Annotated in this window: 17 protein-coding genes; 9 read left to right on the forward strand and 8 right to left on the reverse strand. The window is 55.2% G+C overall.

Features of this window, described 5'->3' with window-relative positions; all coding sequences use genetic code 11:
* The first annotated feature begins 7 nt into the window (after positions 1-7).
* The gene (locus AC6I8X_RS08890) at positions 8-475 is read left to right on the forward strand and encodes a hypothetical protein (RefSeq protein ID WP_313686578.1); all 468 of its coding nucleotides are present in this window, start codon (positions 8-10) and stop codon (positions 473-475) included.
* On the opposite strand, the gene AC6I8X_RS08895 is transcribed toward AC6I8X_RS08890, so the two are convergent.
* Genes AC6I8X_RS08895 through AC6I8X_RS08905 form a run of 3 tightly spaced genes read right to left on the reverse strand, consistent with a single transcriptional unit; the run spans position 444 to position 3,577 of the window.
* Complete coding sequence (locus tag AC6I8X_RS08895) at positions 444-2,468, reverse strand: FUSC family protein (RefSeq protein ID WP_313686580.1); 2,025 nt, start codon at positions 2,466-2,468, stop codon at positions 444-446. The two genes, AC6I8X_RS08890 and AC6I8X_RS08895, sit on opposite strands and share 32 nt — an antisense overlap.
* A gap of 8 nt (positions 2,469-2,476) precedes the next feature.
* Positions 2,477-3,334: an efflux RND transporter periplasmic adaptor subunit gene (locus AC6I8X_RS08900; protein ID WP_313686583.1), complete on the reverse strand. Its 858-nt coding sequence runs from the start codon at positions 3,332-3,334 to the stop codon at positions 2,477-2,479.
* A 6-nt stretch (positions 3,335-3,340) separates the two neighbouring features.
* A complete protein-coding gene (locus AC6I8X_RS08905; protein WP_208714832.1) occupies positions 3,341-3,577 on the reverse strand; it encodes a DUF1656 domain-containing protein in 237 nt (78 codons plus the stop codon).
* A gap of 154 nt (positions 3,578-3,731) precedes the next feature.
* Between AC6I8X_RS08905 and slyA the strand changes: the two genes are divergently transcribed.
* Positions 3,732-4,169, forward strand: a complete 438-nt coding sequence (slyA, locus tag AC6I8X_RS08910; RefSeq protein WP_299452566.1) for a transcriptional regulator SlyA — start codon at positions 3,732-3,734, stop codon at positions 4,167-4,169.
* Positions 4,170-4,210: 41 nt separating this feature from the next.
* On the opposite strand, the gene slyB is transcribed toward slyA, so the two are convergent.
* Complete coding sequence (slyB, locus tag AC6I8X_RS08915; protein ID WP_084874340.1) at positions 4,211-4,678, reverse strand: outer membrane lipoprotein SlyB; 468 nt, start codon at positions 4,676-4,678, stop codon at positions 4,211-4,213.
* A 285-nt stretch (positions 4,679-4,963) separates the two neighbouring features.
* Between slyB and anmK the strand changes: the two genes are divergently transcribed.
* The 5 genes from anmK (at position 4,964) to pdxY (ending at position 9,431) form a co-directional block, all read left to right on the forward strand.
* Positions 4,964-6,085 (forward strand): anhydro-N-acetylmuramic acid kinase, encoded by a 1,122-nt coding sequence (anmK, locus tag AC6I8X_RS08920; RefSeq protein WP_497840919.1) that lies wholly within the window; start codon positions 4,964-4,966, stop codon positions 6,083-6,085.
* A gap of 9 nt (positions 6,086-6,094) precedes the next feature.
* On the forward strand, positions 6,095-6,421 hold the full coding sequence (locus AC6I8X_RS08925) for an MliC family protein (RefSeq protein WP_497840920.1): 327 nt from the start codon (positions 6,095-6,097) through the stop codon (positions 6,419-6,421).
* Between the two features lie 23 nt (positions 6,422-6,444).
* Positions 6,445-7,101, forward strand: a complete 657-nt coding sequence (pdxH, locus tag AC6I8X_RS08930) for a pyridoxamine 5'-phosphate oxidase (protein WP_084874349.1) — start codon at positions 6,445-6,447, stop codon at positions 7,099-7,101.
* 139 nt (positions 7,102-7,240) lie between these two features.
* Positions 7,241-8,515 carry a tyrosine--tRNA ligase gene (gene tyrS, locus AC6I8X_RS08935; RefSeq protein WP_310617249.1) on the forward strand — a complete coding sequence of 425 codons (1,275 nt, stop codon included), beginning with the start codon at positions 7,241-7,243 and terminating at the stop codon, positions 8,513-8,515.
* Positions 8,516-8,570: 55 nt separating this feature from the next.
* Positions 8,571-9,431 (forward strand): pyridoxal kinase PdxY, encoded by an 861-nt coding sequence (gene pdxY, locus AC6I8X_RS08940; protein WP_299452583.1) that lies wholly within the window; start codon positions 8,571-8,573, stop codon positions 9,429-9,431.
* A 129-nt stretch (positions 9,432-9,560) separates the two neighbouring features.
* Here the strand turns inward: pdxY and gstA are convergent, their stop codons facing one another.
* Both gstA and AC6I8X_RS08950 read right to left on the reverse strand, forming a co-directional pair.
* Positions 9,561-10,166, reverse strand: a complete 606-nt coding sequence (gene gstA / locus AC6I8X_RS08945) for a glutathione transferase GstA (protein ID WP_313684914.1) — start codon at positions 10,164-10,166, stop codon at positions 9,561-9,563.
* Positions 10,167-10,237: 71 nt separating this feature from the next.
* Positions 10,238-11,146 carry a LysR family transcriptional regulator gene (locus tag AC6I8X_RS08950; protein ID WP_497841025.1) on the reverse strand — a complete coding sequence of 303 codons (909 nt, stop codon included), beginning with the start codon at positions 11,144-11,146 and terminating at the stop codon, positions 10,238-10,240.
* 91 nt (positions 11,147-11,237) lie between these two features.
* Here AC6I8X_RS08950 and AC6I8X_RS08955 point away from each other — a divergent pair, with 91 nt between their 5' ends.
* On the forward strand, positions 11,238-11,864 hold the full coding sequence (locus tag AC6I8X_RS08955) for a glutathione S-transferase family protein (RefSeq protein WP_497840921.1): 627 nt from the start codon (positions 11,238-11,240) through the stop codon (positions 11,862-11,864).
* On the forward strand, positions 11,848-12,687 hold the full coding sequence (locus AC6I8X_RS08960) for a pyridoxamine 5'-phosphate oxidase family protein (protein WP_497840922.1): 840 nt from the start codon (positions 11,848-11,850) through the stop codon (positions 12,685-12,687). The genes AC6I8X_RS08955 and AC6I8X_RS08960 overlap by 17 nt, the downstream gene beginning before the upstream one ends.
* 57 nt (positions 12,688-12,744) lie before the next feature.
* On the opposite strand, the gene dtpA is transcribed toward AC6I8X_RS08960, so the two are convergent.
* Together dtpA and betT are read right to left on the reverse strand one after the other, a co-directional pair.
* On the reverse strand, positions 12,745-14,250 hold the full coding sequence (gene dtpA, locus AC6I8X_RS08965; RefSeq protein ID WP_313684891.1) for a dipeptide/tripeptide permease DtpA: 1,506 nt from the start codon (positions 14,248-14,250) through the stop codon (positions 12,745-12,747).
* 544 nt (positions 14,251-14,794) lie between these two features.
* Positions 14,795-16,810 carry a choline BCCT transporter BetT gene (gene betT / locus AC6I8X_RS08970; RefSeq protein ID WP_497840923.1) on the reverse strand — a complete coding sequence of 672 codons (2,016 nt, stop codon included), beginning with the start codon at positions 16,808-16,810 and terminating at the stop codon, positions 14,795-14,797.
* Positions 16,811-16,853 lie beyond the last annotated feature (43 nt).

Raw genomic sequence — 16,853 nt, forward strand, 5'->3', positions numbered from 1 at the left:
GGCAGGAATGAAAACGTGTGGGATCATGTTGTTATGTGCGTTGCTGGTAGGATGTGATCAACCGAATGATACGCAATTACGACTGGACGCCAGTCGGCAACTGCAAAGAACGATCGATGTTAATCCGCTACGCGCCAGCTGCGAGGAGATTGCCCGTGGGCGCGAATGGCTGACACAGCGAACGCTGGAGAAGCTGGAAGCGAAAGGCTGTCAGAATGTGCTGCGCAGTGCGACTGAAACCAACTTCACCCATGCTGAAGTTTATCGTCACACCATGACGGTGGTGTGTGGTGCTATCGATGGGAAAAGTTTTACCGGCACCGATCTGCCGCGTCGTTTTATCTATTCCCCGGAGGAGAAAGCTCTGGTGCTGGAACCGATGTCCGAGCAGGATAAAACCCGCTTTGAGGGGCGAAAAACCCTGCAACAGTTGCAGGATGATTTTAACCGGCAGCAGCAACAATATTGTCAGTAGGCACGGCCTGTTTCAGTTGCGCCAGCGAACAGCGTAAACGCCAGAGAATGCCGGCAAGGGTATTGGCTTCGCTGTCTTGCGTGACCGGGAGATGGGCAATCATTTCCTCCAGTTCATCCAGCGTCGCCTGCAAAGAGGTGTGGCGCACACCACGCAGGCTCATAATCCGCTGTAAATCCTGCAAACTGCTGTCACGCATCCGGGCCAGGGTGGGAGAGCTGGGCTGCCATTCGCGTAACTGCCAGACAATATGCGTACAATTGAGCAGCACCACGCCCCAGCGCAACAGCCATATTCGCGCCTGTTCATCGCGGCTATTACTTAACTGGCTGATATGATGGTAAATCTGTGATTCGAAGCGGCTCTCGCTTAAACGAGGGTGGCGACGCAATTGATCGAGGAAGGCATGGCGCAACGCGCGAATATGACGCCGACTGCGACGCGCATCCGAGCTGGGGCGCAGCACCTGAAACGCCAGCCAGGCCAGCATCACACCACAAACTTTTGCCAGGTTATCGTTGAGGAAACTCTGGTAATCCCAATCCGGCGGGTTACTGACGGCAATAAACGATCCCATGAAGACAATAAATTGCCCCCACATCCCGGCGCGCGCTTTCTGCTGCAATTTGAACAGCTGCAATGTCAGCAACAGCGGGAACAGCACCAGCAAAAACTGCCACAGCGCGCTGATCTGCACCATCAAGCCAAACTGCAACACAAAACTGAACACGGACAACCACAGCAGGGTTTTCAGCAACAGAGAGATGCTGCCGGTGGGAGAGGGAGCTGAAGAATACAGCACGCAGGCGATGGCGGTGAGAGTCAGCGCTGCTGCGCCGGAATCCCATTGGGTCGCGATCCAGTATGCACAACCCAGCATAATCACGCTGAAAGTGCGTAACGCACTCCAGCCCGCTTCCGCGTTGTCGCTTTCCCGCGCCAGTGAGGGAACACGCGGTGGTTGAAAGCGCGTATCGGCATCGGCACGTTCAATCAGCCTGATCCAGCGCTGCACGTTAAGGTAAACCCAGGCAAAGTAGCGCAGACGCTGTACAAAGGCGCGCTGGCGATAATCGCCCTCTGCGGCGGGGGTGATGCTGCGCAGAATCAGCGCCAGCCGGTATTTATCACATTCCGGTTGGGCCAGTTCGTGCAGCAATTTTTGCATGGCGTCGAATAACAGTGGCGGCGCGTCTGGCCAGTTCAGCAGCATCCGGCGCAGACTGGAAAGCACGCTGGTTAAACGCAACTGCTGATGCAGCACGTAGTTGAGTACGTTATTTTGCCGCCGAAAACGATAGTGGCTCCAGAATGCCTGAATACGCAGCAGGTTCATGGTCAGAATCTGGCTGATGACATTTTCATGGGCAGTGCGGACATTATCGGTACTGCCTTGTTGTAACAGCAGCACTGCATGGTCCAGCAACCGGGCATGCATTTGCCGCAGCGATCCCATTAACGCGTGACCATCCGAGGTGCTGGGCAGCACCATCATCATCAGCCCGGCACACAAAATCCCGGAAATGACTTCGCAGACGCGAGCCTGGGTAATGGTCCATAACTCGCTGATATCAGTAATATTGACGCTGCTAAACGCGATGATCGCGGCAGTATAACCGGCCAGCGAGAAGGCATAAGCCACATTATTTTGAAAGTGATTGGCAATCCAGGTACATAGCGCCAGCCAGCCCGCCATAAAAAAGGCAAATAACCAGGGTTCATTCAGCGTATGTCCGGCAATCAGCAGTGCAGCGGTGGCACCGAGCAAACTGCCGACGATACGGCCCAGGCTTTTGCTGATCGCCCCACCCACAGTGGGAAAGCTGACCACTGCCGCCGAGGTCATCGCCCAGTAGGGTTGGTCCAGTTGCAGTGCATAGGCGACGGAGAGCGCCAGGCACATCGCGATGGCGTTGCGCAAGGCATAGCGCCATTGGCCGCCTGAGGCTTTAATCCACGGCAGATTTTGCCATGCCAGCCACTGAAAATTCATCCGCAGCCTCAGCGCACAATCGAAATGGTGCAGGTGGTGCCCGCCACCAGCGGGACATCATCCGGGATAGCATCCAGCTGGATACGCACCGGAACACGCTGTGCCAGCCGCACCCAGGGGACATTCGGTTTGATATCCGGCACCAGGCCGCTGTCGCTATCGACACTCTGGTCATAAATGGCACGGCCAATGCTTTCAACTTTGCCTTGCAAGCGCTGGCCGTTGCTGTACAGCACGATATTCGCGGTGGCACCTGGCTGAATATGGCGTAGTTTGGTCTCTTCGAAATAGCCCATCACGTAAAAAGAGTGGCTATCGACCAGCGCAAACAACGGTGTTCCGGCGGTGGCATAGTTACCGGGGCGTAGCGTGAGATTGCTGACCCAGCCATCAGTCGGCGCGCTGATTTCGGTTTGCTGCAAATTCCAGCGCGCCTGATCAAGCGTAGCCTGGGCGGCTTTGGTGGTGGCAGCGGCGGCGTTGGCCGTCAGACGGGCGGCGTCGAGATCCTCTGCGGAAATCACGTTACGCGGCAGATTGCTGCGACGGGCGAGCTCATGCTGGGCCTTTTCCTGGTCCGACTGTGCTTTCGCCAGCTGGGCTTCGGCATTCTCCAGCGCGATTTGCCACGGCACCGGATCGATCGTTAGCAGGGTTTGTCCTTTATGCACAAACTGATTGTCGCGTACCACAAGCGTAATGATGCGGCCAGAGACCTGCGGGGTGATATCCACCAGTTCAGCACGCACTTTGCCATCCCGCGTCCACGGTGATTGCATGTAGTAGTTCCACATCCACCAGCCCGCCAGTAGCGCCAGGGTAAACACGACCAGAGTAGAAAAGTATTTAAAGGGATTGAATTTCATGGCGATTTATCCGAGGCTCAATAACCAAAGTGCGGCGGTGACGCACAGCACAAACAGGGAAAGATCCATTAATGTGGGATGCCAGATATCACCGGAGTACATCCAGCCACGCAGCAACGGATGGATAAGTAGCCAGAAAAAGAAACCCAGCAGCACCGCTTTAAACAGCGGTGGGAAGAACAAGGAGGCACCAAATACCAGGTCGGTAAGCGGGGCGTTAGCGGTAAAGAGGAAAACAGACACGTATCATCTTCCTTAGTTAACCCAGAATCATTCTCAATGAAGCGTAGATGAGTGCGTGTGTCAGCTGGCCTGGGATTTGTATTTTGTCCTGTAAACTCGCAGAATAGTGTAAAATCTGGCTTGATAGCTAGCAAGCTAATTATAAGGAGATGAAATGGATACGACACTCGGAACGGATTTATCTCGCCTGGTGCGCATCTGGCGTGCCTTGATTGACCAGCGTCTTAAGCCGCTTGAGTTAACGCAAACGCATTGGGTGACGTTACACAATATTCATCAACTCCCGCCAGAGCAGTCGCAGATTCAGCTGGCGAAAGCCATTGGTATTGAGCAACCCTCGCTGGTGCGCACGCTCGATCAGCTGGAAGAGAAGGGGTTAATTACCCGCTCGACCTGCGCGAACGATCGCCGTGCCAAGCGCATCAAACTGACCCGGCAGGCCGAGCCAATTATCGAGCAGGTCGAAAGTGTGATTGATGCCACCCGCGACGATATTCTCAACGGTATCAGCCTGGAGGAGGTAAATCAGATGGTGACGCTGATTGCCCGGCTGGAGAGAAATATTCTCGAATTACAAAATCGCGAGAAATAAAAAAACCGACGCGCAGGCGTCGGTTTTTTGTTTCTGCTCGCTTAGCGCGGCGATACGGTAACCTGGCTGCCGTTCGACGCCATGACGACACGCTGGCCGACAGAGAAGCGGGTTGCTGCCTGCTTCTGTACTACCATGATGGTGTTACCGTCATCCTTACGGATTTCCAGCTCTACACCGTCGCTCTTGTTCAGAGTACTCTGTACGCCCTGGCCCGCAACGCCACCCAGCACGGCACCGCCTGCGGTTGCCAGTGAACGGCCGCTGCCGCCACCGATGGTATTACCCAGGAACCCACCTAATACGGCACCGCCAATGGCGCCAATCACGTTGTTCTCATCACCGCCCTGAATTTTAACCGGACGGACCGACACCAGGGTGCCGTAGGAAACGCTTTGTACCTGTTTGGCTTCATTGGCACTGTAAACATCGCCGGAGAGGGTGTCATTGCTGACACAACCTGCCAGCGTTAAGCCAGTCAGTGAGACGACCAGGAAACGCTTAATCATCAGAAAGCTCCTTATTGCAAAAATGCGCCATGATCTCATTCTGTCCTGCACAGAGTATAAGACACAAACCAGGCAATTGACTTTAGTCCGAATTATACGCGGTTGGAGGCGAAGCATAGACCATTGCATCTCAACAAAAATTCAATTGGATAACGAAAATATTTTACCCTGGATTACATATCGCTTTGTGCTTAAAAAGCGGAATTTAATCATAGAATTAGCCACCGTAATTTGCCAGGCTACTCTGAGATGAATCATTTGCCCGCGTGCGAGTAAGGAAAGTATATGAAATCAGGGCGCTATATTGGTGTGATGTCCGGTACCAGTCTTGACGGTGTCGATGTGGTACTGGCGGCGATTGATGAACATATGGTGGCGCAGCAGGCGAGCTACTGCCATCCGATCCCCCAGGATTTGCGACAGCAGGTGCTGGCAATTTGTCAGGGGCAATCACTGACGTTCTCGCAACTGGGGCAGCTGGATACTCGTCTTGGCAAGTTGTTTGCCGAGGCGGTATTAACGCTGATGCGCCAGCAGTCGCTGGAGGCCAGCGATATCATGGCGATTGGCTGTCATGGGCAAACAGTGTGGCATGAACCCTTAAGCGATGCGCCTAACACCTTACAGATTGGTGATAATAACCAGATTGTCGCGACGACCGGTGTCACGGTGGTGGGCGATTTTCGCCGCCGTGATATGGCACTCGGGGGGCAGGGCGCGCCGCTGGTGCCCGCCTTCCATCAGGCATTATTGATGGACAGCGTAGAACGGCGCATGGTGCTGAATATTGGTGGCATCGCCAACCTCTCGCTGCTGCTCCCTGGCCAGCCGGTGCGCGGTTTTGACACCGGACCAGGCAATATGCTGATTGATGCGTGGATCTGGCGTAACAAAGGTCAGGGTTACGACAAAGATGCCGCCTGGGCGCGCAGCGGGCAAGTCGTGCCTGCGTTGCTGGATCAAATGCTGGCCGATCCCTGGTTTGCCTTACCGCCACCGAAAAGCACCGGGCGTGAATATTTCAACCTGAGCTGGATTGAACAACAATTGCAGCGTTTCCCGGCGCTGGCAGCGCAGGATGTGCAGGCCACCCTGACGGAGCTGACGGCACAGACCATTGCGCAACAGGTTCAACTGAATGATGGCTGTGATCGCCTGCTGGTATGCGGTGGCGGCAGTCGCAATCCGCTGCTGATGGCCCGCCTGGCCGCACTGTTGCCGGGTACGGAAGTGAACACCACCGATCAGGCCGGTATCAGCGGCGATGATATGGAAGCGCTGGCCTTTGCCTGGCTGGCCTTCCGCACCTTGTCGGGATTACCGGGCAATTTACCGGCCGTGACTGGCGCGCGCGCGATGAGCGTGCTGGGTGCCATCTATCCGGCCAATCCCCGGCAGACACGTTAAGGAGTGAGGATGAAAAAAGCGATTATCATCGGTGGCGTCCTGCTGCTGAGTGGTTGTGGTTTAATACCCAAACACGCCGAGCAACCGCAAACCCTGCATTACCAGTGCGGAACCTTGCCATTGACCGTCACGCTGGATAACCCGCGGCAGCAGGTCAGCTTTATTCTGGATGGCAAACCCCTGACGCTGACACAAACAGTTTCTGCCTCCGGCACGCGTTACAGTGATGGGACTTATGTCTTCTGGTCGAAAGGTAATGGTGCTTTTGTCGAGCGTAACGATAAGATTGTGATTAATGACTGCGAATTGCAGAATGCGAGCAGTTCCGCCCAGTGAACGGTTGAGAAAGAGTATAAAGCATGAGCGACAGTGACAGTTTGCAAACTATTGCCCACCTGCGTCGTGAATACACTCGCGGTGGCTTACGACGTAAAGATTTGCCAGATAACCCTCTGGCGCTGTTTGAACAGTGGCTGCAACAGGCCTGCACCGCGCAGTTGCCCGACCCGACGGCCATGACGGTGGCGACGGTGGACAGCAGCGGTCAGCCTTACCAGCGTATCGTGCTGCTCAAGCACTACGATGAGAAAGGGATGGTGTTTTACACCAACCTCGGCAGCCGCAAAGCGTTACAGCTGGCGGAGAATCCGCGTATCTCGTTGCATTTCCCGTGGCATTACCTGGAACGTCAGGTGATGGTGCTGGGGGAAGTGGAAAAACTCTCGGCGCTGGAAGTGCTGAAATATTTCCATAGCCGCCCGCGTGACAGTCAGATTGGTGCCTGGGTATCGAAGCAGTCGAGCCGGATTTCGGCGCGTGGTGTGCTGGAAGGCAAATTCCTTGAACTGAAGCAGAAATTCCAGCAGGGCGAGGTGCCGTTGCCGAGTTTCTGGGGCGGATTCCGGGTGAAATTTCACACCATGGAGTTCTGGCAGGGGGGCGAACATCGTCTGCACGATCGCTTCCTGTATCAGCGTCAGGACAATGGCTGGTCAATCGACCGTCTTGCCCCGTAAAACTGCGTTTTAGCCCCTTTCAACGCTGGCGCACTTGGCGTCAGCGCTTTATGCTATAGCCCTCATTTTTTTCACTTCCGCAAATCAGCGGAAAGCTATGTACCAGCCTGGGTGCAGTCTGATCAATTTGGAGTCAGTGATGACCAGCAGTAACCTGATACAACAATTGCAAGAGAGGGGCTTGATTGCCCAGGTAACGGACGAGGAAGCGTTAGCAGAGCGACTGGCGCAGGGGCCAATTGCACTCTATTGCGGCTTTGATCCCACCGCTGATAGCTTGCACTTGGGCCATCTGGTGCCGCTGCTCTGCCTGAAACGTTTTCAGGACGCCGGACACAAGCCGGTCGCGCTGGTGGGTGGTGCCACCGGTCTGATTGGCGATCCCAGCTTTAAAGCAGCAGAACGTAAACTGAACACCAGCGAAACCGTGGGCGAGTGGGTGGAGAAAATCCGCAAACAGGTTGCGCCTTTCCTGAGTTTCGATTGTGGTGATAACAGTGCCATCGCCGCCAACAACTATGACTGGTTTGGTGGCATGAACGTGCTGACCTTCCTGCGTGATATTGGTAAACATTTCTCCGTTAACCAGATGATCAACAAAGAAGCGGTCAAACAGCGTCTGAACCGTGAAGATCAGGGCATCTCCTACACCGAGTTCTCTTACAACCTGTTGCAGGGTTATGACTTTGCCGAGCTGAACAAACGCTACGGCGTGGTGTTGCAAATTGGCGGTTCCGATCAGTGGGGCAACATCACCTCCGGTATCGACCTGACCCGTCGCCTGCATCAGCAGCAGACCTGGGGTCTGACCGTGCCGTTGATCACCAAATCTGACGGCACCAAATTCGGTAAAACTGAAGGTGGCGCGGTATGGCTCGACGAGAAAAAAACCAGCCCGTATAAGTTCTACCAGTTCTGGATCAACACCGCCGATGCGGATGTCTATCGCTTCCTGAAATTCTTCACCTTTATGAGCATTGAAGAGATCAATGCACTGGAAGAAGAAGATAAAAACAGCGGCACCGCGCCACGCGCACAATATGTGCTGGCCGAGCAGGTGACCCGTCTGGTGCACGGTGAAACCGGTCTGGCGGCGGCAAAACGTATCACCGAAAGCCTGTTTTCTGGCAGCCTGAGCGAGATGACTGAGGCCGATTTCGAACAGCTGGCGCAGGATGGTATGCCGACCATCAGCCTGAACGCGGAAGACGATCTGCAACAGGCGTTGGTGAAAGCCGAGCTGGTACCGTCACGCGGCCAGGCACGCACCATGATCGGTTCGAACGCGGTATCACTGAACGGTGAAAAACAATCAGACGCTGAGTATCGTTTCAGCGACAGTGACAAACTGTTCGGGCGCTTCACGCTGTTGCGTCGCGGCAAAAAACACTACTGCCTGATTAACTGGCAGTAAGCACTTCAGGGCCGGTCTCCGGCCCTTTTTTATGGCAAGGCAGTACAGGTCAACAATGAAAAATATTCTCGCAATCCAGTCACATGTTGTTTATGGCCACGCCGGAAACAGTGCGGCCGAGTTTCCCATGCGTCGGATGGGGGCCAATGTCTGGCCGCTGAATACCGTGCAATTCTCCAACCACACCCAGTATGGGCACTGGACCGGTACCGTGATGCCCGCCACCCATCTGACCGATATTGTGCAGGGTATTGCGGCGATCGACCGTTTGAAGACCTGTGATGCGGTGCTGAGTGGTTATCTGGGTTCCGCCGAACAGGGCGAGCAGATCCTGGAGATTGTGCGCCAGGTGAAAGCGGCTAACCCGAACGCCTGGTATTTTTGCGATCCGGTGATGGGTCATCCGGAGAAAGGCTGTATTGTTGCGCCCGGTGTGGCGGAGTTTCATTGCAAAATGGCGCTGCCGGCCAGTGATATTGTCGCGCCCAATCTGCTGGAGCTGGAAATGCTCAGTGGTCAGAGCATTGCCAATGTCGAGCAGGCGGTGGTAGCTGCCCGTGCCTTGATTGCCCAGGGGCCGAGAGTGGTGCTGGTTAAGCATCTGGCACGCGCCGGACGCCGCAGCGATCGTTTCGAGATGCTGCTGGTGACCGCCGATGAGTGCTGGCATATCGACCGTCCGCTGGTGGATTTTGGTGTGCGTCAGCCGGTCGGCGTCGGCGATTTGACCAGCGGCCTGCTGCTGGTGGATCTGCTGCATGGCAAGTCACTGCGTGATGCGCTGGAACATGTTACCGCAGCGGTGTATGAAGTGATGCTGAAAACCCATGAAATGGGCGAGTACGAGTTACAACTGGTTGCCGCGCAGGATGCGATTGCGCAACCGACGCAGCACTTTGACGCCGTTAAAATTTAAAACAGGTTGTCCCTTTGTAGCGGCGCGATTTATCGCGCGGGTTTTACCCCGGCGCAGCATATCTCAATGCGCGATGAATCGCGCCGCTACGAATCAGTGCCACAGGCCGGAGTCACCGGCCTGTCATCATCACACCAGACCTTCCGCTTTCAATGCGGCCTGCACTGCCGGACGCTCTGCGACGCGCGCAAACCAGCTGTTCAGCGCGGGCAGATCGCTCAAATCCAGTTGCACCGCCTGCGCCCAACGCGTCACCACGAACAGATAGGCATCGGCGACGGTAAAACGCAGTCCCATCAGCCATTGTTTATCCTGCAAGGCGTGATCAACGATTTCGAATTTTTTCTTCAGTTGCTCACGCACCAGCGTTTTGTATTCGGCAGGGGTATCTTTTCTGAACAGCGGGCTGAAGCCTTTATGCAGTTCGGTGCCGATAAAACTTAACCACTCCAGCGTGTGATAACGCGTCAGGCTGCCCGTCGGGGCCAGCAGATGGCGATCGGGTTTTTGATCGGCCAGGTATTGCACAATCGCCGTGCCCTCAGTCAGCAGCGTGCCATCATCAAACAGCAAGGCGGGAACTTGTCCTTTCGGGTTTATCTGCCAGTAATCTTCTCCTCGCTCGGTACGTTTCTGTTGCAGGTCGACATTGACCTGCGTGAAGTCCAGCCCGCATTCGCGCATCACAATGTGTGGCGAAAGCGAACAGGCACCGGGCTTACAATAGAGTTTCATCATGGCTTCTCCAGGTTTTGTTGTGATCGTAACAGCATAAATCGGCATAAAAGTTTTGCCAGTGATACCGATCAGGATTCATCGCTGCGGCGATAATTATCTGCATTGAAACAGGCGAGTGTCGGCAGTTGCGCCAGCGCGAAATCCCAGAACTGGCGCACTTTAGGTGTCATGTTTTTCACCCGTTGCGTCACCAGTTGCACTGGCAAGGCAGCGGGTTCCCACTCGGGTAATAAACGGACCAGTGTGCCATGGCGCAAATCATCCAGCACCTGGTAGGAGAGCAAACGACCAATGCCCTGGCCGTTACGCAACGCCAGCAGCTGGCTTTCGACTTCATTCACCCGCAGACGCGGTGTAATGCGCACGCGCACATCGCGGGCAAAGCGCCATTCCTTCGTCTGCCGTATCCCGGCGACCAGGGTATGTTCGTTCAATGCAGAAGGGTGCAGCGGCGTGCCAGCGCGTTGCAGGTATTCCGGGCTGGCAATCAGCATACTCTGCACCTCACCGACACGGCGCGCCACCATCGAGGAATCCTGCAACTCACCGATACGCAGGGCGATATCCAGCGAGTTATCAATCAAATCCTGATAGCTGTCGCTTAACACCAGCTCCAGCTGAATTTCCGGATGCTGATCGAGAAAAGCGTTCACCAGCGGCATGACATGACGGCGGCCAAATTGAACCGGCGCGGTGACGCGCAGCAATCCCTGCAAGCCACTGTGGTGCGCACTGTCCATCGCTGCCTGATAGTTACCCAGCAGCTGGCGTGCCTGCTCAAACAACTGCCAGCCCGCTTCAGTAGGGGCCAGCTGGCGCGTGGTGCGCTCAATCAGCGTGGTGCCAAAGCGTTGCTCCAGCGCCGCCAGCGTGCGGGTAATCACCGGCGGGGAACGCTGCAAACGCCGTGCGGCGGCGGCCAGGCTGCCTTGCTGGATGACGGTTACGAACACGTCAAGCTCGTCAAATCTGTCCATCATTCTTCCTGTTTCGGTAATAGTCTCTTGTTATAACACGATCTTCCTTACTTAAATCACAAGAGTAAGCTAAGCAAAACAGGAGACCACCATGAAACTTTACAGCACCCCGTTATCCGGCCATGCCCATCGCGTCCGTCTGTTGCTCAACATGTTACAACTGGACTATCAATGCATCGAAGCCGCTGCCGCGCAGCGCCAGCTCGAGGAATTTCGCCTGCTCAATCCGTGGCAGCAAATCCCGGTTCTGGTCGATGGTGACGCGGTTGTCTATGACAGCAACGCCATTCTGGTGTACCTGGTGCGACGTTATGCCCCGGGCAGCCATTGGTTGCCGGAGGAGCCGTTGGCGGCTGCACAGGTGCAGTTGTGGTTAGGTAAAGCCGCAGGGGAAATTCGTTACGGTGTGGGTTCGGCGCGACTGATTAAACAATTTCAGACCCCGGAAGATTACGCCTCGGCCGGCAGTGTCGCCGCCCGTTTTCTGCCGCAAATGGAACAGCATCTCAGCAGCAGACGCTGGCTGGTGGGTGAGCAGCCGACGATTGCCGATCTTTCCTGCTACGCTTACGTCGCCTGTGCGCCTGAGGGGGGCATCTCCCTGCAACCCTGGCCCGCGATTCGCCAGTGGCTGGCTCAGGTCGAAGCTTTACCCGGCTTTGAGGCGTTGCCGCCACTGCCACTCCCTGAGGACGATGATCATGTTTCATCCCGGTGAACAACAGGCACAGCAGCTGGCGGGTTTTCGCCAGGTGCGTGCCGCCATCTATGATCAGATGCCGCAGCAGCATCAGCTGTTTTATGCTCAGTTGCCTTATCTGTTGCTGGCGCAGCGTGACCAGCACGGCTGGCCGCTGGCCCATTTGCTGATGGCGGCACCGGGTTTTGTCCAGCCGCTGGATGAAAATCACCTGGCAATCCAGCGCAGTGCACTGCAACGTGCGCCGCTGCTGTCATTACCGGAGGAGGGCGAGTCGCTGGCGATCCTTGGCATCGATTTTGCCACCCGTCGTCGTAATCGCGCGAATGGCGAGGTGGCGGCACTGGGTCCGGATCATCTGGTGATGCGGGTGCTCGAGAGTTTTGGTAACTGCCCGCAATATATCCATCAGTATCCCTGGCAAGTGCCTGCGGCGGGGAACATTACGGTGACGCCGATAACCCAATTGAGTGGGGAAGATCAGCGTGTGCTGGCACGCAGCCAGACCTTTTTTATCGCCAGCGGCGAACCGGGTGGCAGTATGGACATTTCCCATCGTGGTGGTCCGGCAGGCTTTTTGCGCTGGCACGCGAGCGGGCAGTTATCATTTGATGATTTTCCCGGCAACCGTTATATGAACACGTTGGGTAATCTGTTGCTGGATGCGCGCTGTGCGCTGCTGATCCCCGACTGGCAGCAAGGCACCGCGCTGCATTTACAGGGTGAAATGACCATCGACTGGGAAGCAGAAGATGGGGAGGGTAAAGTCTTCCGTCGTTTATGGTTTACCCCACATCATATGATGCGACTCGGAGCCGGTGCCTGCTGGATCAGGCCATAAAAAAGCCGTCACCCGAGGGATGACGGCTTAATCGTTTTTCCGGAGTTGACCGACGGATTATGAATTGGCGTTAGCGCGCTGCAATTCCGTCTGGGCATCATCCTGAGTCATGCGATTCAGCAGCGGGGCCGTGATCAGCATCAGGATAGCAATCACACCGGTCGCGATGCCGATCTGCTGGAACACATGGCTGTACACCGCCAGTGACGTGTGCGGATCGGTGACGTCATTCGGCACGGCCATCAGGTTAGCCACTTTACCGGCGATCATCGCTGCGCCTGCGGTGGTCAGGAACCAGGAACCCATAATGAAGCCCATCAGACGCTGTGGCACCAGCTGTGCCACCATCGCCAGACCCAGGCCAGAAATCATCAGCTCACCGACACTCTGCAGCGCATAGCTGATGATCAGCCAGTTCACTGACACGATACCGGCATCGCTAGCGAATTTGGCACCAAACGGCAGCACCAGGAAGGCGGCTGAACACAGCACCATACCAATGGCAAACTTGTGCGGCATTGGCAGTTTATCGCCCATCTTGTTGTACACCGCAGCCAGAATCGGGCTGGCAAGCATGATCCAGAATGGATTCAGTGCCTGGAACTGTTCCGGTTCGAAGGTAATGCCGAGAATGGCATGCTCAACGTTACGAATCGCGAAGAAGTTCAGCGAGGTCGGCATCTGCATATACAGCACGAAGAACACGATGGCTTCAACCATCAGCAGGAAGGCGACGATCATTTTGCGGCGTGCCGCACCCTGCAAGGCAAAGGCTTCTTTGGCAAACACCAGCACGATACCAATGGCGATCGCGCCCAGCGCCATACGCGCAATGCTCTGATGATGCAGCAGCCAGGTTGCCAGTGCTACCAGTGCCACGACGCCAACCAGCGTCATCAGCAGTTTGTTGATTTGCAGCGGCGCGAAGTCCGGTTTTGAGCCGTAGCTTTTGACCAGACGCTGACAGAACAGGAAGTTAAGCAGGGTGATCACCAGACCCACCACAGACAGGGAGAAAGCCGCACCCCAGCCGTATTTCGCTGCCAGCCATGGCGTCAGCATCATCGAGAACAGCGAACCGATGTTGATCGACATGTAAAACATGGTGAATGCGCCATCGATGCGCGGATCGTCTTTCTCGTAGCAGGTTGACAGCAGCGAAGACGGGTTGGCTTTAAACAGGCCGCTACCTACCGCAATGGTCGCCATACCGACGTACACCATGGTGGTGTCATGTCCAGAAAACGCGACAAACGCGTAACCCAGCGCCAGTACCATCACGCCCAATACGATAACGCGTTTGGTACCCAGTACTTTATCGCCCAGCCAGCCGCCAATCGCGACCAGGCCGTAAACCAGGGCGCTGAACGAGGTGAACAGGGTGATAGAGTCTGCTTCAGACATCCCCAGCTGTTTCACCAGGTAAACCGCCATAATGGCCTGCAGGCCGTAGTAACCAAAACGTTCCCACAGTTCGATCGAGAAGATCAGATAGAACGCTTTCGGTTGCTTGAACGCGTTGAGGCTGACTGCCTCATCAGTGTGTTTGTTTGCAGTTGACACGAGTACCTCAGTTTATACATAGCCTGTTTTTTGACAGGAATTAAGTCTGCGTCAGGCTGGGTAAATCCTGCGCAACATTGTTATTAGAAAGGAAAAACGGCGCCTAATTTGGCTGAATCAGGCCAGCAGGGCAAGTACTTTTTACACGCTGAAATACCTGCTAAGGGTAGGGTTAAAGCAATAATAAAAAGTTGTTAATTAGTGTTAAATCCCGAACAAAATCATTATATCAGGATAATCGGTTGGTTTGCAGATCCTGGAGATCATTTTCCTGATATAAACTGCGATTATTCCTATTTTTAGCACATATCACTGTTGCATAAAACATAAGCAAAAAATTAGTCTGCTTATGTCTGATTATTGAGCACAATAGATTGATTATTGAGCGCAAAAAGCCACCTAAAGGTGCCAGAACGCTAATTTGTTGATCCTGCGCACAAAAATACCAATTAATTAAATATGAAAAAAAAGAAAACGTTTGCGGTGGTGAATTAAAGCGCATAAAAAGTCGCCATGACGGCGACTTGCATACAGAACGACAGGATCAGCGGACTAAATGCAGATACTGCAAATGACGTTCGTAGTGATCGAGGATGTCATTGATAATCTGGTCTTCGCTGTAACCTACCAGGTCATACTCCTGGCTGCCTTCCCACAGATGCACCTCAGCACGGTAATAGCGGCTGGCGGCGTTATTGACATGCTTGCCTGCACGCATAAATGTGGGGGTGGTATAGCCAATCATTTGCACGCCATAGTGGAATGGCGCTTCATCACCATGCGCCACGCGTATGCCCAGCGTGAAATCCTGCGGTGACAGGTCGCTTTCCACTTCCAGCCCTTTTTCCTGCAAAACCGCCGAGACCTTACCCAGTGCCGGACGGACGGTATCATCCATAAAGCGATACACGGTGTCGCGTGAGGGGTAGCTGATGGCACGGTTGAGACGGCGACGCCAGCTGCTAGTGTGGCCGGGGCGATAACGATCGTTAATCATCGGCGCGGCAATGGCGACGGAGCGGCTGCGGTCACGCTGTTTTTCATGATGCAGCGCGCGATACATTGCCACCACATACAACACCAGCACCAGCGAAAATGGCAGGGCGCTTAGCACTACGGCGGTTTGCAGCGCGGTGTAATCACCGGCGAACAGCAGTGACAGGGTTAAGATGCAAACCGCAGCGGCCCAGAAAATACGCAACCAGTTGGGGGCATCTTCCCCGCTGTTGTCGCCCATGCAGGAGAGGTTAGCCACCACCAGTGCGCCGGAATCGGCTGAGGTAACAAAGAAGATGAAACAGATGGCCACCGCCAGCACAATCACCGGTGTCGCCAGCGGGTAGGTCGCCAGCATGTGGTACACCGCCTGAGCGGGATCGCTGAGCGCCACATTACCGAGAGTTTTCATCCCCTGCTGGAATAGCAACAGCGCGGTGTTACCGAAGACGGAGAGCCAGGCGAGGGTAAACCCCATCGGGATCAGCAATACACCAATCACAAACTCACGCAGGGTGCGCCCACGCGAAATACGGGCGATAAACATGCCGACGAACGGTGACCAGGCAATCCACCACGCCCAGTAAAACACTGTCCAGCTGCCGAGCCAGTCATCTTTGCTGCTGCCACTGTAGGCATAAAGATCAAAGGTTTTACGCGGCAGGCTGGTGAAGTAGTCACCAAAGTTTTGCACCAGCGTATTCAGCAGATGCCCGGTCGGTCCGGCAAACAGCACAAAGCCAAACATCAGCAGTGCCAGCAACATATTGGCTTCCGACAGACGACGAATACCTCTATCCACCCCGCTCACGGCGGAAAGTGTCGCCGCACCCATCACGATGATGATCAACACCACCTGCATAGTGTGTGACTGGGCGATACCGGTCAGCCAGCTGATGCCGGAGTTAATCTGCATCACACCAATCCCAAGGCTGGTGGCGAGACCAAACAGGGTACCGACGATGCCGAAGATATCCACCGCGTGACCAATCGGGCCATTGATGCGGTCGCCGATCAGTGGATAAAACGCCGAGCGCAATGCCAGCGGCAGATTGTGACGATAGGCGAAATAAGCCAGCGCCATCGCCACCAGGGTATAAATCCCCCATCCATGCAGACCCCAGTGCATCATGGTCAGCACCATGCCATCACGCGCGGCATCGGCTGAACCGGCGACGCCCTGTGGTGGTTGCAGCAGGTGGTCAAGCGGCTCAGATGCGCCGAAAAAGAGCAACTCGGAACCGATGCCGGCGGAAAATAGCATCGCTGCCCAGGTGCCGTAACTGAAGTCCGGTCGTGCGTGGTCCGGCCCCAGCTTGATGTCGCCATAACGCGACAGGGCAATAAACAGCACAAAGCCAAGATAAAACGCCACGACCAGCATGTAATACCAGCCAAAGGTGGCAGAGGCCCAGCTCTGCGCCCGTCCCAGCGTGGCGCTGGCCTGCTCTGGAAACAGCAGCACCACCGATGAAAACAGCACGATAATCAGTGCGGCACCCCAGAATACCGCGTTATTGAGTCTGACCGGCTGATTGTCGAGCCGGTCCTGCATCCCCAGCATGTCTCTTCCTCAAAATTGCGATGAAGCTTCCATGCAAAAAATC

The sequence above is a fragment of the Pantoea sp. X-Soil-TKNS-1280 genome (assembly GCF_059730475.1).